Origin of the sequence: Niastella soli (assembly GCF_017742245.1) — a bacterium.
GTDB classification, from domain to species: Bacteria; Bacteroidota; Bacteroidia; order Chitinophagales; family Chitinophagaceae; genus Niastella; species Niastella soli.
In genome coordinates this window covers 374,928-401,807 of sequence record NZ_JAGHKO010000014.1, presented here as the reverse complement: position 1 = coordinate 401,807, position 26,880 = coordinate 374,928, and the positions used below count along the sequence as shown (strand labels likewise).

Sequence of the window (26,880 nt, the reverse complement as noted above, 5' to 3'; positions counted from 1 at the left end):
ACGCTGAATAAATAAATTATTATGCAGAAGCTCTTATCCGGTTTTGCAAAACAATATCTGCCAACGATCACGCTCTTCATATTTCTATTACTGGCTGCTGTGTCAGCAAACGCCCAATGTGAATATTTAACGGATGATCTGTATGTTCATGGTCAGGGTACTTACAACCAGTGCGGGCCAGCCTGGGTAACCGCAAGGGCGGAGCTGGGTTTTGGCTTTGTGACTTCCGGCGAATTTATCTGGTGGGAAAGCGAAGACGCCACGGAGCCGATAAAATCTGATGCATTTAACGGTGTGGACGGCTATAGCGAGTATACTTTCTATGCCAGCCAGGGCAGCAAGGTTTGGGTAAGTTTATATAGTGATGGCTGCGAATCTGAGCGAATGTCCTATTCGCCCAGTTTCCAAACGCCTGTTTCGCATTATATCAATTTTGCCCGGGAATGCGGTACTGGTATAGCGCAGATCCAGATGACGTCTCCAACGCCGGGCGTTGCCTTTCAGCTGTATCATTATAACGGACAGGGATATGACCAGATTGGACAAAATACCACCGGCTATTTTGAGATCCAGGCTTTTAACCCTTCACAACAGTATAGCTATTTTTCAAAGGTGACCAAAACTGGCGCTTGTTTACAGGCTGGTTATCACCAGATCGATTTTGATATTCAGTCCCTCACGCCGCCAACGGTAACGGGGAACCTGACGCCCTGCGAAGGGGTGGAAACCGCGCTGATAGCCGAAGGTAACGGCAGTTACTATCGCTGGTATGATGCAGAGACCGGCGCACAGCTGTTCGAAGGGATCGGGTTCGAATTACCTGTGAACGCACCTGGGGTATATAATTATTTGATCCGGGGGTTTAGTCCGGACGGCTGCGTGACCAACTCCCGGCAGCTGGATGTGTTCGTCATACCAACCCCAAGAGAAGAAACAATTACGGCAAGCGCCGCTACTATTTATATTGATCAGTCTGTTACTATTTCTACATCTGGTGGCATTGGTTCACCCCATTACTGGTGCAGTAACGATGCGGGCGCCAACTGGAACATCTTCCAGAATGCTTTTGCGAACAAGGCTTCATTTTCGCATACCCCACCAGCAGTTGGTACTTACCGCTATCATTATCGCAATGCAACGGATTGCGGTTTTTGCTGGGACATGCCGGCAGGTTGTACAGACTTTAAATATGTTGATGTAACAGTGATTCCCTGGCCGGCCATTGTACTGGGCGCTGTAACACCACCCACTCAAATAGTTTATTATAATGGTACTGCCACTCCGCTTAGTGTAAGCAGTATCAGTGGGGGCGATGGCAGCTATAGCTATCAGTGGCAGCAGTCGGCCGATGGGGTTACTTTCCATGATATTAACGGCGCTACCGGCAGCACCTACACGCCTACCGGTATAAAAACCAAAACCTGGTACCGGGTTATAGTAACCAGTCACCGGGTGCCGGCGACCAGTAATATTGTATGGGTAGATGCCTGGCGGCAATTAAAACCGGGTGTGTTAACCCCGTCGGCCATCACTCTCCCCGCCGGAGCCATTCCTGGAAAATTGTCGGCCGGCAAAGCCAGCGGCGGTGGCTGTAATGGCAGTTATACGTACGAGTGGCAGCAGTCCACCGATGGCATCACCTTCACGGCTATAGCCGGCGCCAACGATCTTACTTATCAGCCGCCAGCACTGTCTGTCAATACCTGGTATCGCCGGAAAGTCAGCTGTGGCGCTGAAGATGCTTATACTAATGCATGCGTAATAACAATAGGTACCCTGGATGTAGACAACCTTAATTACATCCGTACCAGGGCGTTCACCCATGCAGGCATTTTAACAGAACAGGATGCGGTACTGCCTTCACAGGTGGCTGAGGTAAAACAATCCACTGCCTATCTCGATGGATTGGGCAGAGTGATGCAGGCTGTTGATATGCAGGCAGGAAAGAATAACAAAGATGTTGTGACCCCGGTATTGTATGATAACTATGGCCGGCAGCCGCAATCCTGGTTGCCCTATGTATCGGGCGCCACCAATGGTAAGTTTAAGTTGAATGCCCTGAGTGAATTAAACACCTTCCATGCCATACAAAATCCCGATGATGCCTATTATTATCAGCAATCCGATTATGAGGCTTCTCCGTTAAACCGGATAGAAAAAACAATGGCCGCAGGTGACAACTGGGTAGGGGCCGGGCGCGGTATTGAAAATGGGTATCATTTAAATACCGTCGTGGACGATGTGAAGATCTGGCATGTGAACGACGTGGTAAATGATTGGGGTAATTATATAATGGATGGAGCTTATCCAGAAGGCCAACTGAGTAAAACGATCACCACCGATGAAGACGGCAAACAGGTTATAGAATTTAAGGATACGCAGGGACAGTTGTTGTTGAAAAAGGTGCAGCTTACCGCTGCGCCCGATGATGGAGGCGGTTCCGGTTACGCTGGCTGGTTATGCACCTATTATGTGTATGATGACCTGAACCAGTTACGCGCAGTGGTTCAACCCAAAGGAGTACAAACCTTGCATACCCTGGGCTGGCCTTCTTCCGCCAATGGCGGCTGGGGTGAAGTGGCCAATGAATTGAGTTTCCGCTATGAATATGATGTCAGAAAACGCCTGACCCGGAGAAAACTGCCGGGCGCCGGTGAAATGACCATGGTGTATGATGTGCGTGATCGCCTGGTATTTACTCAGGATGCCCGCATGAAACCAGATAACCAATGGGTAACCACTTTATACGATCCGCAGAACAGACCGGTGATAAGCGGGATCACTACCTGGATTGGCACCACTGCCAGCTTGCAATTACAGGTTGATCAGTTAACCGGCGTTGATGCAGAAACCAGTTATCAGGGAATGTTGGTATCGCGTAATCCTATTCCCGGGACCGGTAGTTTTACGCTGCTTACCAAAACAGGTTATGATGACTATAACAATATTCCGGCCGCAAGCGGGCTCAGCGGTTCTATCGATAATACCTATGCCGGCAGCCCGGATATAAACACCGCTTACACCAGCTTCCCTTATCCCGACCCGGTTACTCAAAGCAGGCAAACTCAGGGACTACCAACCTGGATGCAGGTAAAAGTGTTAGGCACCACCAGCGAATACCTGTATTCAGTAATGCTGTATGACGATAAAGGAAGAACAATACAGGTTAAAAGCAAAAACAAAACCGGCGGCACAGATATAACCACCACGCAGTATACCTTCACGGGCCAGCCGCTGGTGCAGATCCAGAAGCAGGAGAAGACAGGTAGTAGCAATCCACAGACCCATGTAATAGTTACAAAAAATACCCTCAACGACCTGGGTCAGATCACCAGTGTTTCCAAAAAGATCAGCAGCGTGATAAATGGGGTAGCGGTAAACAAACCTGAAACCATTATTGCTTCGAATGAATACGACGCCCTTGGCAATCTGCTGATAAAAAGCATCGGCCAGAAAAAGGACGTGAACAACAACTATACCGGTGTGCCGTTGCAGGATCTGAAATATTCCTATAGCATTAGGAACTGGGTGCAGGGCATGAACCGCGATTACCTGACCATTGAAGGACAAACCACCGACGGCGTTCTGTTTGGTTATGAACTGGGATACGACCGCACTGCCAATAAAGCAGGGGAGGCATTTGCACAGGGCACGTTCAATGGCAATATAACCGGTATGTTATGGAAAAGCGATGGCGACGACATCAGACGGAAATATGATTATACCTACGATGCCGCCGACCGGTTGATGCGGGCTGAGTTCAAACAACAAAATACCAACGATCATTTATGGAATAATTCGCAGGTGAACTACAACGTGGTCATGGGCGATGGTACGCCTGACCCCACCAAAGCATATGATGCCAATGGGAATATTTTGCGTATGCAGCAATACGGACTGAAAGTGACCGGCCCTGCGCAGATAGATGACCTTCGGTACCATTATTATAAAAGCGAGTTGAGTAACCAGTTAATGACCGTAAGCGATGGATTGGGCGGCGGCCTCGGCGATTTTGAAGATAACAATTCCACCGGTAATGATTATGGGTACGATGCCAATGGCAACATGGTCATCGATCTCAACAAGCAAATTAAAGGAGTAGCCAATCCTGATCAAAATATGGCAGCGACTGATGGGGCTATTACCTATAACCACCTGAACCTGCCTGCGGAGATCAAAATAAAAGACAAGAATGATCTGACAAAAGAGAAAGGGACGATCAACTATGTTTACGATGCGCTGGGCGCCAAACTACAGAAGATCGTGCTGGAGAAAAGTGTTACGGTAACTTATAATGGCCAGCCGTACATTGGCGATGTCACTACTACCACCACGTATTTGGGCGGTGCGGTATACGAAAGCAAGGCGTATGAAAAAACAGAACTTACCAGTCTGGGCTATACCGACAAGCTTCAGTTCATTAGCCACGAAGAAGGCCGAACACGTTTTATGCCGGCTTTAAATAATAAGTCTGCTCATTACGATCATGATTATTTTATTAAGGACCACCTCGGCAATGTGCGCATGGTGATCACCGACGAGTTACAACAGGATATCTACCCCGCGGTTACACTCGAAGGAAGCCTTGGGAACCCGGCAGATGCGGTGTATAAAGAAAAGGAGTATTATAATATCGACATTAATAAAATTGCGTTACGAGGCGATGCCACTGGTATTACGGATTATATCAACAAGAACGGCGGTGACCTGGCAGATGATCCACCGGTGAATAATAATCCTAATAGTAATGTAACCGGGTTGAGCCAGCAATTGTATAAGCTGAAAGCTACTGCTGCAGGCGGCGAAACCGGGTTGGGCATCACGCTGAAGGTAATGAGCGGCGACCGCATTGATATCTTTGGCAAGTCGTACTATTTTGAAAACAATGCCGGTAGCGATAATTATCCCATACCAGTAATGGACCTGTTGACGGGCTTGCTGGCGGCGCCCACCGGGGCTACGGCCGGCAAAGCGGTTACTGCCACCAGTTTAAACAACATTGGCGACATTCACAATAAAGTCAGTGATTTCCTGACTGACCCCTTGCGTGGCAATGGAACAATACCCAGGGCTTATATAAATTGGGTGCTGCTGGATGAAAATTTCAAGTATCTTGACGGTAATTTTGACCGGGTAAGGGATGCCAATGTGGTCAGTGATCACCAGTTGATGGGTATTCCGGTAAAACGCAATGGGTATTTGTATGTGTTTGTAAGTAATGAAAGCCCGGTAGAAGTGTTCTTTGATAACCTGCAGGTGGTACATACAAAAGGACCTGTTCTGGAGGAAACGCATTATTATCCGTTTGGGTTAACGATGGCAGGGATAAGTTCGAAGGCGCTTAACTTTGGAGCCCCTGAAAATAAATACAGGTATAATGGAATAGAGCAAACTACAGAGTTAGACCTTGATCAGTATGATGCGTTCTATAGAAATCTTGATCCACAATTAGGCAGATGGTGGCAGATTGATCCGAAAATTGAGCGTATGGAAATGTGGTCTCCATACGTTTCTAACTATGATAATCCCATCAGGTTTAATGATCCTAAAGGAGATTGTCCAGCGTGCGTTTTTGTGCTTGAAGAATTGGTTGAGACCGGAGTTGTCATATATCGTACTTATCGGACACTCGAAACAATTGAGGCGGTGGCTGGCGCTAGCGCTGGTTCTGTATTAACCCCGGTAGAACCGGTAGAAATGGTAATTACAACCGATGCTTTAGGCCAGACGACTACAGTGAAACAGAAGGACTATATATCCTTTTTGGTTGGACGAGAGAAGATACAGGGAATGCTTTTGGCGAAAAAGAAAAGTGACGAAGCTGAACAGGCAACGGGAGGAACCTACGTTCTAAAAGATGAAGATGGTAAAGTGCAGCGTAGTGGCAGAACAAAAGATCTGAAAAGGAGAGAAAAAGAACACGCAAGAGCAGAAGAAACAAAAGACCTGGAATACGAAGTGGATGTTAGGACAAATGATTATAAAGTTCAGCGAGGAAGGGAACAGCAATTACATGATAAGCATAAACCAGCTTTGAATAAGATCAAGCCAATTAGAGACAATCATAAAAGCAGGGATGAGTATATTCAGGCTGCTGTAGATTTTATAAAAAATTTGCAAAAAGGTCAAAAGAAGTAATAATAATATACATGCAAAAAAAAGGTAAATATAGTGTAGGGCAGGTATTTGCGATCCCGATTGGATCGTGTTATGCAATAGGGGTTATAGCCCGGGAACAAAAAGAGGTGTTGTTAGGGTATTTTCTCAAGCAAACATTCAGGGAACTTCCGGCTTTGGACGACATAAAGTTAAATGCTGCGGAATATATTATGATTAAACGATTTGGTTCCAGAGGGCTGGATAAAGGAACATGGATCAGTTTAGGTATCATGTCAAACTTTAATGGTGCAAGCTGGAATGTGCCGGTTTTCAAGCGAAAGGATTTGATAAGTGGTGAATATTCTAAGGTTTATTATGATGATAATTTAAATGAAATAAAGACTGAACTTATGGCACAGGGTGATAATCCCGATGAATATCCCGATGATGGGCTTGCCGGATACGGTTTTGTTGAAAAGCGATTAGCCAAACTTCTAAAATGCTAAAGCAATACCAGGCCCCGATGCGGGGCGCCTTAATAAGATTGCCGCCTTCGGGCGGCTTTTCTTTTCCAACCAGTCAATATCGGTAAACGATCGGTTAGCCTGAAGCCGGTTCACGCAATGCCATTGCGTTAATTTTAATATAAGCACCAAAATTAACGCAATGCGTAATCGCCTCCTTTGGTTACTATTCCTTATCACTAGCCGGTATACTGGCTGGGCGCAATCCTTGCCGCCCTACCAGCCCTCCCGTACCGAAATACTCGCTGCCTACAAATCCGCTACCCGGCTCGATTCATTGGCAAAAAATGCCGTGCTCAAAGGAAATGTCAGGGCGCACTGGCAACCCGATAACAAAGGGTTCTGGTACCGAAATATACTCGCTGACAGTTCCAGGGAATACTGGTATGTAGAAGCCCGTACCGGTACCAAAACAAAACTCACAGACAGTACATCCTATATAACTACTACCGATAATGGGATTGTCAATGGTGGCATAAAAAGCCGCTGGGTCCGCCAACGCCCTTCCGATAGTTGTTCGCCCGATAAACAATGGACCGCTTATATCCAGGCGGGAAATATCTTCCTGCGACCATCAGTGGGCGGGGCCGCTGTGCAGTGTTCTTTCAATGGCGATACTACTAACCCTTACGGACAAATCCAATGGTCACCCGATAGCAAACACCTTGTTGTTTTTCATATTTACCCCGTGGCCGAGAAGCCGGTATATTATGTATTGTCTTCCGTAGATACCACGTCGCGGGGTGTTTTACAGTCACATGAGTATGCTCAACCCGGTGACCCGTTCACCGGGTATGAGCTGTTCACCATTAACGTAGCTGATAAAAAGCTGGTGAAAGCCGATACTGAATTATACAACTTTCTGGACTATCCCTGGATCCACTGGCGCACCGGCGATAACAGCTATTTTACCTTTGAAAAAGCCGACCGCGGTCATCAACGATATCGTATTATTCAGGTGAATGCAACTACCGGCGCCACACGCAACCTCATCGAGCAGCAAACGAGCACCTTTATTTTCGAAAGCCGCATTTTCTCCTGGTATACCGCCGTCAACAATGAAATTATCTGGAGCAGTGAAATATATGGCTATAATCATTTGTATTTGTTAGATGCCGAAAAGGGCGGCGTCAAAAACGCCATCACAAAAGGTGATTGGGTGGTGCGAAAAGTTGACAGTGTGGATGAAGTAAAACGGGTGATCTGGTTCCAGGCCAGTGGGTTGAACGCAGGGGAAGATCCCTACAACCTCCATTACTACCGCATTGGGTTCGATGGTAAAAACCTGGTTTCGCTCACACCCGCCAATGGCAGTCACCAGTGTAGTTTCTCACCCGACCGTCAATATTTTATAGATAATTACTCCCGTCCCGATTTGCCTGCGGTGACCGAACTGCGCCGTACAGCAGACGGGAAATTGATCTCCGTCATAGAACGGGCTGATATAACCGCTTTCCAAAACCTGGGTATTCGTCTGCCCGAAGTATTTGTGGCCAAAGGCCGCGATGGCTTTACCGATATTTGGGGCATTGTGTGCCGGCCGCCGGGGTTTGACAGCACCCAGAAGTATCCCGTTATAGAAAATATTTATGCTGGTCCACAGGATGCGTTTGTGCCAAAGCGTTTTATGAACTATGGCGAAATGCAATCTATGGCAGCGCTGGGTTTTATAGTAGTACAATGCGATGGCATGGGCACGGCCAATCGCTCCAAGGCCTTTCATGATGTATGCTGGAAAAACCTCGCCGATGCCGGTCTGCCCGATCGCATCTTATGGATAAAAGCGCTGGCTAAGAAATATCCCTATATAGATACAACACGCGTAGGGTTGTACGGCACGTCTGCGGGCGGACAAAACTCTGCCGGCGCCTTGTTGTTCCATCCTGAGTTTTATAAAGCGGCGGTGTCGGCTTGTGGTTGTCACGATAACCGCATCGACAAACAATGGTGGAATGAACAATGGATGGGATATCCTGTAGGGCCGCATTATGCAGCGCAAAGCAATATTACCAATGCCGCTAAACTGCAGGGCTCGTTGCTGCTTATTGTAGGCGAAGCCGATAACAATGTCCCCCCGGAATCAACCTACCGATTTGCCAGTGCTTTGATAAAAGCCGGTAAGGTCTTCGACTTACTGGTGGTCCCGGGTATGGGGCATAGTGATGGCGGCTCATATGGACGGTTAAAGAAACGTGATTTTTTTGTCAGGAAGTTCTTTGGCGTAGACCCTCCGGACCGGAATAAAGGGGAGTGAGAAGCAACTAAGATAAGATGAACCTCCTATTCTACGTTGGGCATCCCGCTGAAGGCGTGGCGCCAGTTAAAGTAATAGTTTTTTAGTTATTTAGTTTGTTAGTTATTGGTTCTTAAATCCCCTGTCTTTTAACTAAAGAACTAACAAACTTACAAACTGCAATTTTATGAACAGATACACCATATTTATACTATTACTACCTATAACTACCATTGCCCAGGTAAAAGATTACCCCATACAACCTGTGTCTTTCACTCACGTAAAAGTGACAGACAACTTCTGGCAACCCAAGCTAAACATAAACGCCACCGTCACCATTCCCTATATTCTAAAAATGTGTCGGGAACATGGGCGTATCGATAATTTTCTGGCGGCCGCCGGTAAGCGTGAGAATAAGGTTTGTTCGGAATATACATTCGATGATACCGATGTTTATAAATGGATTGAAGGTGCTTCCTATGCCTTACAGGTGGCGCCCAATCCAACATTGGCGAAATACCTTGATTCGTTGATAGCTATCATTGGCCAGGCGCAGGAGCCCGATGGGTATTTGTTTACGTTTCGTACTATAAACGCAGCGAAACCCCATGAGTGGATCGGTACCCAACGCTGGGTAATGGATTCGGTGCTGAGTCATGAGTTATACAATGCCGGTCATCTGTACGAAGCCGCCTATGCGCATTACAATGCCACGGGTAAAAAGAACCTGCTGAATATCGCAATAGAAAATGCCGACTTGTTGTGTAAAGACTTTGGTTGGGGCAAACGGGAGATCTATCCCGGGCACCAGATCGTAGAGATCGGCCTGGCGAAACTGTATCGCATTACAGGCAATAAGAAATACCTCGATCTTGCTAAATTCTTTTTGGATGTACGCGGTCCACAGGGCGATGTATACAACCAGGCCAATAAAAAAGTGGTGGACCAAACCGAAGCAGTTGGCCATGCCGTGCGGGCGGCGTATATGTATAGTGGTATGGCCGATATCGCGGCGCTTACGGGTGATACCGCTTATCTAAGGGCCATCGATGCCATCTGGACGGATGTGGTGACGAGAAAGCTGTACATCACGGGCGGTATTGGCGCTACCAATAATGGTGAGGCGTTTGGCGATGGGTTTTACCTGCCCAATATGAGCGCCTATGCCGAGACCTGCGCTGCCATTGCCAACGTGTATTGGAATTACCGGATGTTCCTGCTGCATGGCGATGCCAAATATATGGATGTGCTGGAACGCACGCTGTACAACGGATTGCTGTCGGGCATGTCGCTAAACGGCACGAAATTCTTTTATCCTAATCCGCTTGCCTCGGTTGGGCAGCACGACCGCAGCGGCTGGTTTTCCTGCGCCTGTTGTATCAGTAATATGACGCGCTTTTTACCCTCGGTACCTGGTTATGTATATGCACAAAATAGGAATGACCTGTATGTGAACCTGTTTATGAGCAATCACAGTACCATCAAATTGCCCGCGGGCAATGTGCAACTCACGCAGACAACCAATTATCCCTGGGGTGGACGTATTGCAATAAGTATTGGAGTTGACAAGCCAACCAGGTTTGCCCTGTATGTACGAATTCCCGGTTGGGCATCGGCGAAGGAGCGGCAGGGCAATCTTTATTATTCCAGGGAAGACAACCAACCGTTCCGCCTCCTGTTAGCTGGGCATCCGGTAAAGAGTGTCCCGGTTAAAAATGGCTATGCAATTATCAACCGGGTCTGGAAAAGCGGCGATAGTATGGTGTTGGAGCTGCCCATGCAGCCCCGGCATATTTTTGCCGATAAACGAGTAGCGGCCGATACGGGGCGGTTTGCCGTACAGTATGGGCCGATGGTGTATTGTCTGGAAGGGTGGGACAATAAAGACAGCCTGGTGCAGAATATTGTGGTAGATAAGAACGCGCCTATGCAGGTAAGTTATGCCGGCAACCTGTTAAACGGCGTAAATACCATTACCATGACCGGCAGCGGTGCCAAACGCCAGTTGAACACCAGCGAGCTGATCACCACCCGGCAAACAGTAACCGCAATACCCTATTATGCCTGGGATAACCGCGGGGCAGGGGAGATGACGGTGTGGATCCCTTATACCGCATCTGCTGCACGGCCGCAACCAGCGCCTACGGTTGCCTATACCAGTAAGGTAACGGCCAGTATACAATCAAGAAGCCTTATGGCGGTGCATGATCAGTTTGAACCGGTTGATTCAAAAGACAACACCGTACCTTATTTTCACTGGTGGCCAAAGAAGAATACTACTGAATGGGTGCAGTATGATTTTAATGGAGAACGTACTGTGTCGTCCTGTAAAGTGTATTGGTTTGATGATGGGCCCTGGGGCGGTTGCCGCATTCCCGCCAGCTGGACGATCTATTATTTAAAGGCGGGCGAATGGGTAAAGGTTCAACATACTACTCCATATGAATTGACTAAGGATAAATACAATACGGTTACATTTGAACCGGTTACTACCAGCGCGCTAAAGCTGGAGGTACAATTGCCTAAAGAGTATGCTACTGGTATTCATGAATGGATTGTTGAATAAAAACCTGGAAAGAGAGACCTGTAAGGTGCGCCATTTGAGCTTGCACTTGTAGTGGGTTCATGCGCTCCTGACAGGTCGTTGTTAAAGTAGGCGAGGAGGTATGTGTTATTTGGCGCAAGCGTCCGCTTGTGCCAACTACAGAATATAATTAATTATTATCTCACTTACACGCTTATTCCCCAAATCAACACGGCTATTGCCAAATATTACACACTTATCAAAATAGCGCATAGCCGTGTTCGATTGATGTGCTACTTGTTTATATTTGGTTCCGTAAAACCAATCTAACTAATTGGAAAGTCACATGAGAAAATCCATTGCCTGATGGGCAATAGATTTGTATACTGCTGTGCAATGTTGTCCCTTTTCTGCATGTACTACACTTCGTTAGATGTCATTTACATTTCCCGCTTCATTTTTGGTATTTATATGCCCGCTCGATGTATGACGGGTGGTGTTTTGCCAACTGGGTAAGGTGTTTTCTCTATTTACTAAATGGTACAGGTATGCTTACCGGCGACTGCTGTTGCCGGACAGTAGCTCATTGTCATGTCTGAAAGAATATACTTATGATAAAAGGACCTCTTTTTATTGCCTTCTTGCTGTTCCTGGCATTTGCAGTAAATGCCCAGCCTGATCACCAACGGGGGTTGGAGAATAAAGTAGATATTGTACCGCCGTCTCCGAATGCTGCCTCACTGGGAGCGTATGGTGGGATGTCGCCAAACCTGGTAACCGGGGCGGCTGCGGTGTCTATTCCGGTCTACAGCCTGAAAGTGGCCGATCATGAAATTATGCGGCTGCAATAGCCTGGACAAAAAATTATGCTGCATTTTCTATAAAAAATAACATGGAGCTTTCTTCAGTGATCTATGAATTTACAGAAAATGGGCAAACCTATTACTCCTATACAACGCCCCATTATTTTCCTAATAAGGAAGATGCAGACCTGATAGGGGAAGAAAAGAAATGCCTAAAGGGGCGGTGGCAAAAGGGTTTATCCATTCACATGGGGCCTGGCAACAGGAATCGGATAATGATTTTTCACCTTCTGTTGGGATGACTGGCGATCTGGATGCGGATATTATGAAACATAATCCTGATCTGGATTTTTATCTCGCAGCTCCTAATGGCGATTTACGGGTAAACCGGAATTCGAGTCCTTCAAACAATGAGGGCAGTGTATTGTTGGGTATTGGCTTTCCAAGGGATGAGGTGAAATATAAGCCATACCCAAAGGGGCATAAAGTTAAAATAATTTGGGGTGAGTTTGAGGGGCCGCATGAATCACTAAAAGATCTTGATCCTGTTAAGGATGATACACCGCCGAAAACCGGCCCACCTGCAGGGCAGGGGCTAAAGCGTAGCGGCTTTTTGAATGGACCAAAATACTTGGGATATTATGGGGATACTCCGCCCGATTGGATACATAGGAGCTATTTTAAGGACCCTAGAATGTAAGGGTAAAATTAAATACTTAGTATGTTTAAATCGATGTCAGTGTTCGGGTTTCTTTTCATTGTTATTTGGGGATCGCTGTTAGCCTGCAACAATCAAAACAGGGATAGCGGAGTAAAAAAAGATAATCCAACAGCAGATACGGTGGTAAAGGATATTCCTTTGGATGAAAAAGGCCTGTCACCGTCGTGGTACCGCAATAAGCCCGACGTGGAAAAGAAGATGGGGCTTGCTACCCTGGAGAATGGATTTGATTCTTTACAGATCCGTCTCTGGTATGGGTATGCGTTCCATGATACGTCACAGTTGGTGATTTTAACAAATACAAAAGGCATTTGGCAGGGTGATTTTTATAACTTTCAATATCATCTGAACAAAAAAGGGGATTCTATTGAAAGTATTAGTAAGCAGGTTGTGACCGCAGCGCCCAGGTCGGGTTGGCCGGCATTTATAAATAAGCTGTTTGCTTTACATATTCAAACCCTGCCCGATTACCATAAGATTCCTGAATATTACCAGGGGATGGATGGAGATATTTTAATAGTAGAGATAGCCAGTAAAAAACAGTACCGGACTTATTCCTATCAGGCACCATCAGTGCATAAGGACCAGTTTAAAGAAGCCCGGAATATTGAAGATATCCTGGATTTAGTTGAAAATGAATTTGGTTTTTACCAGGTGAGAAAATTTTAGTAGCACTATATTTATTTTTTTAAAGACTGAAAAGTATACTATATTATGATTGGGATGTATTCATTTATGTTTATTACGCTAGGCGGTGTAATTGTTCGGGATTACCTGTCTAAAAGTAAAACTAACAACTGACTGGCGCAAACAAAGGAACTGCACTATGATTCAAAATAAAACTTTAATGGTCCTTTTTACACTGGTTGTTTTACTCAGTTGCAAAAGTCAGATAAAAGGAAATGTTGAATTAAAATGTATTTATATGGGTTATGCTTGTGGTGATTGTGGGGCCAAATACAAAATTCAAGAGATCAAAAAACACGAGTATGCTTTGCCCGAAGATATAAAAGGCGCTGATCTGGAAGCGGTTTTTACATTTCCCAGTCAGGAAAAGATTATTGACAAAATGGTTAAAAACTGCGCTATTTGTTACGATTATTATTTTTGGGGAAATCTAAGTAAGCATTCCGGAAAGGATTTTTATACAGTGAATATTGATAGTTTTACAGTGACATTAAGAGATAGTTGTTGCGACAAATAGCTTTGCAATGGCGCACGCGTCTTCCTGCAATGGCGCTCCGAGATAAGATCAGGGCGCAAACATTTGCCTGGTACCAGCCTTCAGGAATGGATAATACAACTGATCCCGGGTTGCCCGGCATCATCAATAACTTATTAGGTCAATTAGTGCCAGGGATTGCCGGGGCGGCAAAAGGCGCATTAGGCAGTCAGGTTACCAACAGTATTGTGCAGCCGGGAATGGAGAGTTTTTTAAATGGCCAGAACCCGGGAAGCGGGGCGCCTAAAGCTTATTTGAACTGGGTGTTGCTGGATGAGGAGCAGTTTAAAATGGTCAATAGCAACAGCGGGTTTGTGCCCGTACCGGCTATAACTGGTACTCAGGAGAAAACCCTTTTGCAGGCTAACTCAGGCAACGAGATAGAAATTACCAAAAATGGATATATTTATGTGTTTGTGAGCAATGAGAGCCGCGGGAATGTATATTTTGATGACCTCCGGGTTGAGCATCTCCGTGGGCCATTGATGGAAGAAACGCATTATTATCCGTTTGGGCTGCCGATGGCGGGCATAAGCAGCAAAGCGAGCGGTTCACTGGATAATAAATTTGAGTATAATGGTAAGGAAAAGCAGGAGAAGGAGTTTGCCGATGGGAGTGGGCTGGAGTGGTATGATTTTGGAGCGCGCATGTATGATGCACAAACAGGCAGGTGGCCCGTTACTGACCCTATGGCCGATAAAATGCGCCGGTGGTCTCCGTATGCGTACGCATTTGATAATCCATTAACATTTATTGATCCGGATGGAATGACGCCAGGAGATCCCGACCCGAATAAATTTTACTATAAAAGCGCAAGAGCAGCTGCGATGGGATGGGGAAGAATGTATAATGAGCAATCGATAAAAGAAAATAAAGAATACTTTTCAACTATCTACAAGGTGCAAATAAATGGGAAAAAATATTATACCTGGACAACCCCTGTAGTAGGTAAAGAGAAAAATGTAAGTCCGGATCAGGTGCGTAAGAGTGTAGAAAGCGTGCCTGAGGATCAACGCGTCGCAATGATCCATTCACATGGAGCTGAAAACCTGGATTATAATACTGAAATGTTTTCTGCTGATGACAGGGCCCTTACAGATAGATATTACTTAATGCCGATTTACTTAGTCAGTCCGGGTGGAAAACTGTCCTGGTATCCAGGTATGGACGAGCATAATAAGGTGCGTGATGCTTTGAAAATTTGCGATTGCCTTCCTTATCAGTCCGACGCACATTTCAAGCGTACTGAAAATAAGATCTATTGGGAAAATTTGCCGCCAGGCACCACGACGGAAGATTTAGAACCGGTCCTCTTTTTGCATCCGCCAACGGATACTCAAAAAAAACCTGCATCCCAAAATGCAAGTCTGGCGCCGATAGAAAGGGAAAGGCGGGCTGCTATGCAGGATAAGGATTTTAGTCAGGGCGTAATTTATGATTTTAATCCAAAAGGCCGCAGTCGATCACTTTACAATACCCTCCGTTAATATTATGAAAAGAAAGAATTTTGTAATACTTGTTGCTGTTTTGATGTTGGCTTCCTGTAAGGGCCAGGTCAACAATAATAAGATCAGACAACCGGTTTTAATGGATATCCGCACTGATACCACCAATTTCTGGAGCAACTTTCATAATGTACGTCAATTAAGCAAACAACTCAATCTAAACCCTGTTGAAGTGGGATTTGACTCTTTACAGATAAGGGTATGGTTTGATCATTCAATGGCTTTGAGAAAGCACTTAGTGATCATTGAAAAACAAAATCACGACTGGAGCGGCCGGCTCTATGAAATGAATGTTGGCTATGTTGATACGCTCAATTACAATATTATTCAGCACTATGAGAAGAAAAATGTTAAACCTGCCTCTGGCTGGCCGCCCTTTATAAACGACCTGAGCCAATTAAAGATCCGGGAACTGTCGGATAGCAGTAGGGGTGGAGCTGATGGAATAACTTACTGTGTGGAGATCTTAACTCCTGGTAAATATACCTATTATGATTTTTATGAGCCCGAAAACAACAAAGACAAGGACTGGCAGGCAGCGAATATGGTGAAAATAATTGCGTTGCTGGAACGTGAGTTTAAATTTACAGGTTTAAAAGGCCGGTGAGTATAATGAGAGAGAGGAATATTTCAAATATAGGTGTGCCTTTAGTTTATTAGGCCGTTAAATCTGCCCATGAAGAGGAAACTATTTTATGTATTGCCTGTCTTATTCTTTTTTGCTTGTAAGGACCAGGCCAACAAGGAGAAACTATATAATGTCCGGTGCGATGTGAGGTTATTTACCCGATTTTTTTCCATTTATATCAATACAAATGGAAATGCCTATGTTATTAAAGGCATTGGATCGGATTATGCAGATAGTCTTGTTGTTCAATCTGCAGATACCAGCCAGGTGTTTACATTAGATTCAGCTAAGGTGTTTTTTGCGGCCCTTGATAAACTTATCGCCCAGCCGGTTTTTAAACCAAATGGAAGCGTCGGCACAGCCCAAAGAGGCGAAGTGTATTATAAACAGGTAAAGGTTTTTGATGATTATGCTTTTGATCCTGACTTTTGGGATCTATTCAGACCTATTATGGGTCAGGTGCCCAAAGCGTACAATCCTTTTGTTGTAGATAATTATTAAACTGGCGCAGGCGTCCGCCTACCTGGCGCTACGACGAGTCGGAGTGCCTTAAAAAGCTTTATAACCAGCCGGTATTATTTACGATTGCTGCGGTTGTTTGTTACGAAATGCCCAGTACAGGGTTCCTATCCATCCCAGGAAAGTCCAGCCCAGCAATAAGTTGAGAATAACTATGGGTGTTGTGTTTGGATTTTTTCGGGCTATAGCGATGATCGAAGGAAGAAAATACAGCGGAAGTAACACCAACATTACTAATATCCATTCGCTGCCACCGGGCATAGAAATTAAAAGGGTTGGAGAGGTCATATAGTAAGGGTTTAAATGAAACGGATTTAGTTTGCAATGATCTTACAATGCTTTCTTGTTATATGTTACTGACTAATATTAAATCTGATGTGTGTAAACGATCTAACAAAAACACCAGTCTATAACCGAAGCAGTCGACAAATGTAGGTAAAACGGTTTAATGTTTTACCCTTACACATAATTTTTCTCTATGCGGTGCATTGGTCCGCTTGTGCTGCCAACGATATCCTTGCCCTGCAGTATTTATATTTATAACAGACATTTCATTGGCACGCAGATAGAACAAGAAGGTGTTTCAAAAGTAATTTTGAACACCTTTTTTTTATTTTCGGTTTTTGAGGCGCGCTTTGCAAGTCAGTGTTGATTCTATCTCCTCCTATCTGGCGCTCCGACGAGTCGGGGTACCCTTCTTTAATTAGCATAAGCGTCCGCTTATACCCTTCTAGAGCTATAATGCCTGACACCTAATTGGGTATTAGATCAAATTTTGAATCGGGTGTTATCACAATTAGTCTTGATTTTTGCAACGATACAATTTTAAGTTCAATGCCACCGCCTAAGATGATGGAGGTTTGGTCGGCATTAAAAGACCAGGTATTGTTATAATCGCCACCATCATTGCAATTAGTAAGATTGGGGTCTCTTGTAAGCGTACCGCCCCGGTGTGAGAAGGTGCCATTTGAATTAAAGATAAAAGTGTCGTCCATGGCCACTGCAGGATTGACTGTATTTTGACCACAATAAGTGGTGGCGCCCTGTGGATTCACTTTCCAGGATTTGACATTATCATTGGTCAGTGTTGATCCCATTCATCCCAAAAATCCCAATCATCCCAGACAAGTTTAGGCACAATTCACCCCTAATTGGTCATTTTCACCCCGTGTCAAATCGGGAAGTGAATACTAGTTTTGTTGTGTCAATACAATTCAAACCAGCATATAAACAACGTTATGAAAAATTCACTTAAAACACTTATCCAACTGAGATCAATGCTGTTGATCGCCATTTTGTTTGCAGCAATTCAATCAAACGCACAATCACTCAAATCTTCTAACAGTGGGTACGCCCCCGTTAATGGCAGTAAAGTTTATTATGAAGTATATGGAGAGGGCAGGCCCATCGTTTTATTGCACGGAGCCTTTATGACTATCGATCTGAACTGGGCGCAATTGATCCCTGAGTTGTCAAAAACCAGGAAAGTAATTGCTATTGAAATGCAAGGTCATGGACATACGCCCTTGTCAGAACGAAAATTATCGTTTCCTGCTTTAGCGAGTGATGTGGATCGCGTAATGGATTACCTGAAAATTGACAGTGCTGATGTAGCAGGTTTTAGTATGGGCGGCTCTGTGGCTTACCAGTTGGCGGTACAAAGTCCTAAGCGGGTAACAAAATTAGTGATCATTTCTTCTACCTATAAAACCAGTGGCTGGCTACCCGAAATAACCAGTGCATTCAAAGGAATGAAGCTTGAAGTATTTGCCAATAGTCCAATGAAAGCCGCATACGATGCCGTGGCGCCGGATAAAACAAAATGGACAAACTTCATAGCCCAAATGATCGCTTTCGCACAGGAGCCATTTAACATGGGTGATGCCAATATTTCAAAAATAGCTTCGCCTGTATTGATCATCTCCGGTGACAATGATGGACTGGATAAAATTGAGTTGATGAAAACGTATAAATTGTTGGGCGGTGGGGTTTCTGCTGATCTGAGCCCAATGCCCAAATCGCAATTAGCCATTGTTCCTTCACAAGGGCACGTGAGCGTGATGATGCAGACAGCAACAATCCTGGCTTACCTAAACAGTTTTTTAAAGTAACTGTACTGACAAAACAATATACATTGTATTCGCAAAGGAGGTCGCTGTTAGCGGCCTCTTTTTTATAAATAATGGGGCGGTTGGCTGAGTGTCACTTGAAGGTTATTGAGTTGGGGCCGGAAACAGATCGCTCCATCGAGGAATTGAAACGTTGATGATGATTACTTGCAGGAACATGGCCTAATCCTATTAATCGCACCATTCAGGAATCCCAAGGCGCCCCCTTTTTTGTATGAAATGTAGAAATACCGGGATGAACTGTCATAAGTATGCAGTGGCATAAGCCACGGCCTGTTTACATTTGTGGTCATAAGAAGAAAATAGATGTTATGACTAAGCGTGTATCTCCCCTGTTACTTTTTAGCCTGATCTCATTGCTCGGTGCCTGCGATAAGGACGATAAAATTGATGAGCCTGAAATTGTTATACCGCAATTCCATATTAAATCCATTACCTGGAATTATGGCCTTACCGGAAACTTTGTGTACAATGCAGACAGCTCATTGAAACAGATCGATTATACCTATCAGAACGTCGGCGGCTTCACCGGTTTTGGCTGGTCCGGCAACCTCCACACCGAATTGTACGACGACCGCTCTTTGTATAAGAATGTATTTGAATACGATACCGACGGTTATCCGGTGAAAATGAAGAATGTAACAAAGGCTGATCCTACTGATACCCAATACCAGTTAGAGTTCCTCTACAATGCCGGTAAGCTTCAAGCGATGAAATATGCTGTCTTCAATGAAGATGGCACCACGGAACTGCGTTCTTCCAGTACTTACCATTATAACGCCGGGGGCGATCTTGAAAAGGTGGTCACTCAGTTTGGCAAAAATCTTATTACCCATACTATAGATGCCTATTCAGCTCCGGTTAGTTTTCTGCCGGCTCATTACCTGGACCCTACCTTGTTAGAGAATTATACCATTTACAACATGGCCGTACTGCAACAATTGCAACAACTCCATAAACTGCCGGCCAAAGTGACCCGCGTAGTCAAAACAGGTTCCAACCCAGAGTATATTGATAAAATAGAAGACCAGGTATTTACTGTAAACAATTACCGGATCGATAAAGTATCTACCACCATCAGCTATCCCCAAATGCCGAATAATACGTCGCACTTCGATGCTGTATACAGTTATTATTAAGGGCCGGCTCCACGTTTGTTTTATAAAGCTATTCATTTTCGGAATCCAATTTTCCCGTTAACCCCCCCCCTTTTTTTTAGGCACAATTCGCCCCTAAGTTGTCATTTTTGCCCCGTGTCAAAGCCAGAAGCGAATGCTAGTTTTGTCTTGTCAATAACATTCAAACCAGCATATAAACAACGTTATGTACAATTCACTTAAAACACTTATCCGGCTTAGAGCAATGCCGCTGATTGTCGTTACGGTTTTTTAAAATAACCCTATTATAATAACTTTTATCTTATTTATAAAAAACGAATATCATGAGAAAAATAATAGTTTTATCAATGATCACCCTGGATGGAGTTATGCAGGCACCCGGTGGGCCTGAAGAAGATACGGCAGGCGGTTTCAAGCATGGCGGCTGGACGGCATCTTATAATGACGAGATTTTTGGCAAGGTGATGGCAGAAGAACTGAAACCGACCGATTATCTGTTGGGCAGAAAAACATTTGAGATCTGGGAACCCTACTGGCCCAAACATGGCGACTTCTGGCCTGGCATTAATAAAGGCGCCAAATACGTTTTTTCGCAAAGCAGGGGACAATCAGACTGGGAGAATACCACATTCCTCAATAATGTGGCCGATCTAAAAAAGCTAAAGCAGTCGGAAGGCGCAGATCTTCAGGTTTGGGGCAGCAGTCAGCTCATTCAATTGTTGCTTACCCATGACCTGGTTGACGAGCTCCGGCTCAAAATTTACCCACTGATCCTTGGCGAGGGGAAAAAGCTGTTTCAGAACGGCGTTATGCCGGCCGCATTTACCCTAACCGAAAGTCAGGTAACAACCAAAGGGGTTATTATAGCCAGCTACCAACGGGCCGGTGAAGTGGTGAAAGACAATATTAAGGTGTAGGCGGCTGGTGTATGATACATACTTAAATCAAAGGAGGTTGCTTATAGCAGCCTCCTTTTTGTGTATATTATACGTGATCGATAGAATAAAAGGAACTAACCAGCGGTACGTTAAAGAGTGAAACTTTGATTGCAACCACGTATGACTGAATCGAATATATTTGGCATGTACCCATTTGGTGATTACCTTAGAGTGCCTTAACCTCCAATGACTTAGTTTCTTTACAGTTATTATCAATCCTACCACATACAAAGCATAGTTGCCATTATTGAGCAACAACACCTGGCAAGTCCTGAAATAGCCAAATGAGGTCACATTCCCGGATGATGGTCAGTGCCATCATGAAACTTTTGTGTCTATAATGCGCGTAACCCTTTCACAAGAAACCGGAATGAACGACGACCTTATAATAAAAGGCTTGAATCAAAAGGATATCAAGGCATTTTACACGATTTATGACCGCTGGTTTTCCCAGCTCTACTTGTTTGCCCGAAAGATCACCGGGAACGAAGAGGAAGCATTGGATATTGCAACCGATGCCTATGCTAAAGTATGGGAGCAGGCTGCTCATTTTGATAGTGTAGACCATCTGCGGGGTTTTCTATATACTACTACCCGCAATTCCGCTGTTTCTTATCTCAGGTCCCTGAAGGCCAAACGGAATTATGCTGAACAGATGGGGGCCATGAGCAGAGAAGAAGAGAATGCCATAGAACGTTACAGTGCGGAGGCTGCCCTGCTGGAACGCCTGTACGCTGTCATTCAGCAATTACCAGAGAAACAGCGGCAGGTGTTTACCCTTTCTTATCTCGAAGGCAAGACCACGGCTGAAATTGCGCAAAAGCTTCACATTGCTGAAAAGACCGTTTATGCGCACCGGGACCAGGTGGTAAAAAAATTGCGACTGTTCTTTTCCAGGCAGCAATTACTCTTCGTTCTCTACCTGTTATACCAGGCTATTAAAAAATAATTTTAAAAAAGTTGCCCAATGGACTAAGAAAAGAAACACCCTCGGCGTAGTACTATTAGAAAAGGTTACCAAATTAAACGAAGTTGGCATGCAGGACGAAAGCATGGATAGATATTTTAAGCTTTTCTCCAGGTATCCGGACATCAGTGCTGAAGAGCAGCAGGCTTTAGCCGACTGGTTTCGGAACAGGGGGGAGGAGGATATATGGAAGCAACTTACCAATCCAGAACGTATTCTTGGCGATATGAATAGTGTTGCCGCACTGGAGCAGCACAAAAAAAAATACTGGAATTTATTAAACCAGCAAATTGGAATACCCGGGGACGCAGACAAGCCTAAGGCTGCCATCATTACCTGGTTCCGGTATGTAGCAGCCGCGGCTGTTCTCCTGATAGTTCTTGGCGTGTGGTGGTCCCTTTATAAACGACCACAACGGTTGGATAAAGTGCAGGTTACTCCCGTAGAAGCGCCGGTGCGACCGGGCGGTTATAAAGCGCGGCTGACCCTTGCCGATGGGAGTGTGGTGTTGCTGGATAGTGCTGGTTTGGGAAAACTGGCTACGCAGGGTAAAACCAGTGTTGAAAATAAAAAGGGACAACTGGTTTATGACAGGCAACCCGGAGCGGGCGGGGAAAAGGTTCTTTATAATACGTTATCAACGGGAAGAGGAGAAAGTTATTCCGTGGTATTGGCCGATGGGACGAAAATTTGGTTGAATGCCGCCTCCTCTGTACACTATCCCATAGGGTTTTCAGGCTCAGAAAGAAGGGTAGATATATTAGGGGAGGCCTATTTTGAAGTAGCTAAAGATCCCCATCAACCCTTTATTGTTCAGGTAAATGGCCTGGAGGTAAAAGTATTGGGAACGGTGTTTAATGTGAATGCCTACGAAGACCAACATATGACGACCACCACCTTGCTGGAAGGGAAAGTGCAGCTGACCAGCCAGCAAAATACAAAAGTATTGATGCCCGGTCAGCAGGCAACGTTGTTGCCTTCGGGCAACATACAGCTACAAAAAACGGCGGACCTTGAAAAAGCAACCGGCTGGCAAAAAGGCCTCTTTGTTTTTAAAGAAGATAATGTGCAAGCTGTAATGGACCAATTGGCGCGGTGGTATGATGTGCGGGTTGTTTATAAAGGAACAATCTTTGACCGGTTTACCGGGATCATTGACCGCAATTTGCCGGTAACAGTGGTGTTAGATATGCTGGAAAAAAGTACCGTGCATTTTAAGATCGAAGGACGCACCATTACAGTAACCCCCTGATTATTTCTTTACCATAAAACCTACCAGGTGCAACGATCGTCAGCCTGTTTGGGTTACGATCTGGACCTTATCCAATTTTCTTTCAATACATCACCCTATCCCTCCCTATCCCACCTCGTGCTAAGCCTGAAGTCCACTAAACGAATCGAGTCCTTGTAACCATTGAGCCATCAAAGGTAGACCAGATGCCGTTAAGGCATCAAAAAAGCCGGTGTCTGGTACACACCGGCTTATAAAAGGTTAACCAAAAGCAAGACACTTATTATTTAACCTTCAATGTATTAAAGGTATGCAAGAATTTAATACTTGCAAAGCCCTGTTATTTGGGGTATTGCCAAAACTATGCCTGCTCAAAGGAGGCAGCCTTCGGAAATTCGTTCGGATAATGAAGATCACGGCATTCATATTATTAGTGTGCTGTTTGCACGTTAGCGCAAAAACAGGCGCGCAGGAGATGATCACACTTAAAGAAAAGGACGCGAGCCTGTCTAAAGTGCTGACTCAAATTCAAAAGCAAACGGGTTATAGCTTCTTTCTTTCAGACGAAACTACCAAGGAAGCTAAACCTATAACTATCGAGGTTAAGAATGCCACGCTTAAACAGGTGCTGGACATCTGTTTCAAAGATCAACCATTTACCTACCAAATCAACCAGCATGCCATTACCATTACGCCAAAAAAAAACAACAGTAAAGACCTCCCCAAACCTATAGATATAAAAGGCCGGGTGGTCAATGAAAAAGGCGAGCCGGTATTAGCTTCCATAACCGTAAAGGGTACAACAAAAGGAACAGCCACCAATAAGGATGGCTGGTTTGTTTTGACCGGGGTTGAGGAGAGTGCTACGCTTATAGTAAGCGGAGTGGGTATAGAGACCACAGAAATTAAAGCGGATGGCAGAACGCAATTGGAAATAGCCGTAAGAATCTCGGTAAGGCCTTTAGATGAGGTGCAAATGATAGCCTATGGGCAAACAACAAAACGTTTTCAGACAGGTAATGTTTCTACGTTGAAAGGGACCGAAATTGAAAAGCAACCCGTGAGTAATCCTATAGTCGCCATGGAGGGGCGTGTGCCTGGATTGTACATAACCCAATCTAACGGATTAGCTGGTGGTAATGTAAAATTTAACATTCAGGGACAAAATAGTATTCTTCAAGGAAATGCACCATTAATTGTTGTAGATGGAGTGCCCTACGTGAGTGAATTACCTACCTCTACATTGGCAAACAATGCTGGTATTGGCGGCTCGCCGCTTGCAGGTGGAAGCCCACTTAGTTTTATTAACCCAGGTGATATCGAAAGGATAGATGTGTTAAAAGATGCCGACGCGACTGCAATTTATGGGTCACGTGCTGCCAATGGCGCGCTTTTAATTACAACCAAATCCGGCAAGGCTGACAAAACCAGGGTTGACATTAATTTTTACCAGGGAGTCGGTAAGGTGCCAAAAGAAATATCCCTGATGAATACCCGTCAGTACCTGGATATGCGCTATGAGGGTTTACAAAATGACGGAATATCACCAATACCCGACAATCAATATGATCTGACATTATGGGATACCACAAAGTATACCAATTGGCAAAAAGAAATGATTGGCAGAACAGCCAGTTACACAAATGCACAAGTTGCGCTGTCAGGAGGAGGTGCCAATACAAAATATCTTGTAAGCGGAACATACCATCGGGAGACCACGGTATTTCCGGAAAATTATAGTGATCAGAAAGCGTCTGCTCACTTTAGTTTGAACAGCGCTTCAGCTGATAAGCGTTTTAATTTTCAACTGTCCCAAAATTTCATGTATGATTATAACAGATTGCCTGTTGTAGATTTTACCAATTATATAACGCTTGCTCCCAATGCGCCGGATTTAAAAAATCCTGATGGTTCATTAAACTGGGTACCAAACGCAGACGGTACCTCTACAATAAACAATCCTTTGCAAAATATTTATATTAACTACAAGGGTAAAACAATAAATCTGATCAATAACGCTGTGCTCAGCTATAATTTGACACCATATTTAAGTGTCAAGAGTAATTTTGGCTACACTTTTATGCAAATTAATGAATATGACGCTTACCAACCATTAATAGCAGTTCGTCCGGAAGATCGGCCTTATACCCAAAGGAGTGCCTTATACGGTAATAGTAATGTCAATTCATGGATCGTTGAGCCACAGTTGATCTTCTCAAAATCAATGGGAGGTGGAGACTTGGAGGGATTGGTGGGAACGACCTTTTTGCAAAATACCAGTAAAGGGAATTATTTAGTGGGCACCGGGTATAACAGTGACGCTGCTATGGAAGACATTCATTCTGCCGCATCGATCGTATCGGGTGTAACAACCGGTTCCAATGTGAATGCGGTATATAAATACCAGGCCCTTTTTGGTCGCATCACCTACAATTGGCAAAAAAAGTACATCCTCAATTTGACAGGTAGAAGGGATGGCAGCAGTAGATTTGGTGCAGACAACCGGTTCCATAATTTTGGCTCAGTAGGCGCAGCCTGGATCTTTAGTAACGAAAAATGGAGTACCGATGAATTAAAGTTCTTGAGTTTCGGTAAAATTAAAGGCAGTTACGGCACCACAGGAAATGATCAGATCGGCGACTACCAATATTTCAGTTTATACAATCCTACTACTGCACCGGTGCCCTATCAGGGGAATGCAGGGCTAGCTGCCAGTGGTTTTCCCAATCCTTATTTGCAATGGGAAGTAACTAAAAAACTGCAGGGCGGAGTTGAATTAGGCTTTGTGCAAAATAAAATCCTGTTGACTGCAAACTATGTTCATAACAAGTCATCAAACCAGTTATTGAATTATTCGTTACCTAGTTTTACCGGATCTGAACAGGTTTACTCTAATTTCCCTGCGGTGGTAGAAAATACTTCATGGGAATTAACACTTAATACCTTTAATATAAAAAAGAGGAATTTTGAATGGACCTCATCTTTCAATTTAACTATTCCCAAAAATAAACTGGTCTCTTTTCCCGATCTGGCAACTTCAACTTATGCGGAAAGGCTTGTAGTAGGGCAGCCTGTAAATATTGTAAAAGCCTATCAATACCTCGGGGTAGACCCCGCTACCGGACTTTACTCATTTAGTGATGGGGAGAAAGGGATGACGTCCAATCCTGACACGATCCTGAATGCCTTTACTCAAATGATCAATATTAATCCCAAATACTACGGCGGCTTTGAAAATAACTTTACTTATAAAAGATTTCAGTTAACGGTCTTTTTACAGTTTGTTAAAAAATTAAGCCCCAGATATATCCCTATGCGCGTACCTGGCCGTTTTCAGGGCGGTTTCAACAATCAACCCGAAGCCATCACAGACAGGTGGCAAAAACCGGGAGACATCGCTTATGCTCAAAAGTATAGTTCGAATTTTAGTCTGTTTAGTACCTATTTCGACTTGCCCAACAGCTCTTATGCATATGAAGATGGTTCATTCATCCGGCTAAAAAATCTATACTTATCTTATGAGTTTTCCGATGAGCTAATGAAGAGCATGAAATTGAGAAGTTGCCGGCTTTTTATTCAGGGGCAAAATCTTTTTACCATTACCAGTTATAAAGGCCTTGATCCAGAAACGGCCAGTCTGGACCTCGCATTGCCCCCATTACGCGTATTGACCTTTGGAATTAACGTTGGACTGTGATCCCTTTTAGTTAAGCTCAAAT

At 44.6% G+C, this 26,880-nt stretch carries 19 protein-coding genes; 17 read left to right on the top strand and 2 right to left on the bottom strand.

Annotated features, from left to right (window positions below; all coding sequences use genetic code 11):
• The first annotated feature begins 21 nt into the window (after positions 1-21).
• The 11 genes from J7I42_RS30590 (at position 22) to J7I42_RS30540 (ending at position 16,760) form a co-directional block, all read left to right on the top strand.
• Complete coding sequence (locus J7I42_RS30590; protein ID WP_209143472.1) at positions 22-6,138, top strand: DUF6443 domain-containing protein; 6,117 nt, start codon at positions 22-24, stop codon at positions 6,136-6,138.
• Between the two features lie 11 nt (positions 6,139-6,149).
• On the top strand, positions 6,150-6,605 hold the full coding sequence (locus J7I42_RS30585) for an Imm26 family immunity protein (protein ID WP_209143470.1): 456 nt from the start codon (positions 6,150-6,152) through the stop codon (positions 6,603-6,605).
• Positions 6,606-6,765: 160 nt separating this feature from the next.
• Complete coding sequence (locus J7I42_RS30580) at positions 6,766-8,877, top strand: S9 family peptidase (protein ID WP_209143468.1); 2,112 nt, start codon at positions 6,766-6,768, stop codon at positions 8,875-8,877.
• A 166-nt stretch (positions 8,878-9,043) separates the two neighbouring features.
• Positions 9,044-11,422, top strand: coding sequence for a glycoside hydrolase family 127 protein (locus J7I42_RS30575; protein WP_209143466.1), 2,379 nt, complete (start codon positions 9,044-9,046; stop codon positions 11,420-11,422).
• A 569-nt stretch (positions 11,423-11,991) separates the two neighbouring features.
• A complete protein-coding gene (locus J7I42_RS30570; RefSeq protein WP_209143464.1) occupies positions 11,992-12,231 on the top strand; it encodes a hypothetical protein in 240 nt (79 codons plus the stop codon).
• Positions 12,232-12,481: 250 nt separating this feature from the next.
• A complete protein-coding gene (locus J7I42_RS30565; RefSeq protein WP_209143462.1) occupies positions 12,482-12,883 on the top strand; it encodes a hypothetical protein in 402 nt (133 codons plus the stop codon).
• 21 nt (positions 12,884-12,904) lie between these two features.
• Complete coding sequence (locus J7I42_RS30560; RefSeq protein WP_209143460.1) at positions 12,905-13,573, top strand: hypothetical protein; 669 nt, start codon at positions 12,905-12,907, stop codon at positions 13,571-13,573.
• 157 nt (positions 13,574-13,730) lie between these two features.
• Positions 13,731-14,108, top strand: a complete 378-nt coding sequence (locus tag J7I42_RS30555; RefSeq protein WP_209143458.1) for a hypothetical protein — start codon at positions 13,731-13,733, stop codon at positions 14,106-14,108.
• Positions 14,096-15,613, top strand: coding sequence for a DUF4329 domain-containing protein (locus J7I42_RS30550; protein ID WP_209143456.1), 1,518 nt, complete (start codon positions 14,096-14,098; stop codon positions 15,611-15,613). The genes J7I42_RS30555 and J7I42_RS30550 overlap by 13 nt, the downstream gene beginning before the upstream one ends.
• A gap of 4 nt (positions 15,614-15,617) precedes the next feature.
• Positions 15,618-16,238: a hypothetical protein gene (locus tag J7I42_RS30545; protein WP_209143454.1), complete on the top strand. Its 621-nt coding sequence runs from the start codon at positions 15,618-15,620 to the stop codon at positions 16,236-16,238.
• Positions 16,239-16,307: 69 nt separating this feature from the next.
• On the top strand, positions 16,308-16,760 hold the full coding sequence (locus tag J7I42_RS30540) for a hypothetical protein (protein ID WP_209143452.1): 453 nt from the start codon (positions 16,308-16,310) through the stop codon (positions 16,758-16,760).
• Positions 16,761-16,838: 78 nt separating this feature from the next.
• On the opposite strand, the gene J7I42_RS30535 is transcribed toward J7I42_RS30540, so the two are convergent.
• Entirely contained in the window at positions 16,839-17,066 is a 228-nt protein-coding gene (locus J7I42_RS30535) for a superinfection immunity protein (protein WP_236065617.1), read from the bottom strand.
• A gap of 464 nt (positions 17,067-17,530) precedes the next feature.
• Positions 17,531-17,875: a lipocalin family protein gene (locus J7I42_RS30530; protein WP_209143450.1), complete on the bottom strand. Its 345-nt coding sequence runs from the start codon at positions 17,873-17,875 to the stop codon at positions 17,531-17,533.
• Positions 17,876-18,016: 141 nt separating this feature from the next.
• On the opposite strand from J7I42_RS30530, the gene J7I42_RS30525 reads away from it, so the two are divergent.
• The 6 genes from J7I42_RS30525 (at position 18,017) to J7I42_RS30500 (ending at position 26,858) form a co-directional block, all read left to right on the top strand.
• On the top strand, positions 18,017-18,889 hold the full coding sequence (locus tag J7I42_RS30525) for an alpha/beta fold hydrolase (protein WP_209143448.1): 873 nt from the start codon (positions 18,017-18,019) through the stop codon (positions 18,887-18,889).
• A gap of 329 nt (positions 18,890-19,218) precedes the next feature.
• Complete coding sequence (locus tag J7I42_RS30520; RefSeq protein ID WP_209143446.1) at positions 19,219-20,046, top strand: hypothetical protein; 828 nt, start codon at positions 19,219-19,221, stop codon at positions 20,044-20,046.
• A 302-nt stretch (positions 20,047-20,348) separates the two neighbouring features.
• A complete protein-coding gene (locus J7I42_RS30515; RefSeq protein ID WP_209143444.1) occupies positions 20,349-20,942 on the top strand; it encodes a dihydrofolate reductase family protein in 594 nt (197 codons plus the stop codon).
• 361 nt (positions 20,943-21,303) lie between these two features.
• Positions 21,304-21,912 carry an RNA polymerase sigma factor gene (locus J7I42_RS30510; protein ID WP_209143442.1) on the top strand — a complete coding sequence of 203 codons (609 nt, stop codon included), beginning with the start codon at positions 21,304-21,306 and terminating at the stop codon, positions 21,910-21,912.
• 88 nt (positions 21,913-22,000) lie between these two features.
• Complete coding sequence (locus tag J7I42_RS30505) at positions 22,001-23,182, top strand: FecR family protein (RefSeq protein WP_209143440.1); 1,182 nt, start codon at positions 22,001-22,003, stop codon at positions 23,180-23,182.
• Positions 23,183-23,636: 454 nt separating this feature from the next.
• A complete protein-coding gene (locus tag J7I42_RS30500; RefSeq protein WP_209143438.1) occupies positions 23,637-26,858 on the top strand; it encodes a SusC/RagA family TonB-linked outer membrane protein in 3,222 nt (1,073 codons plus the stop codon).
• Positions 26,859-26,880 lie beyond the last annotated feature (22 nt).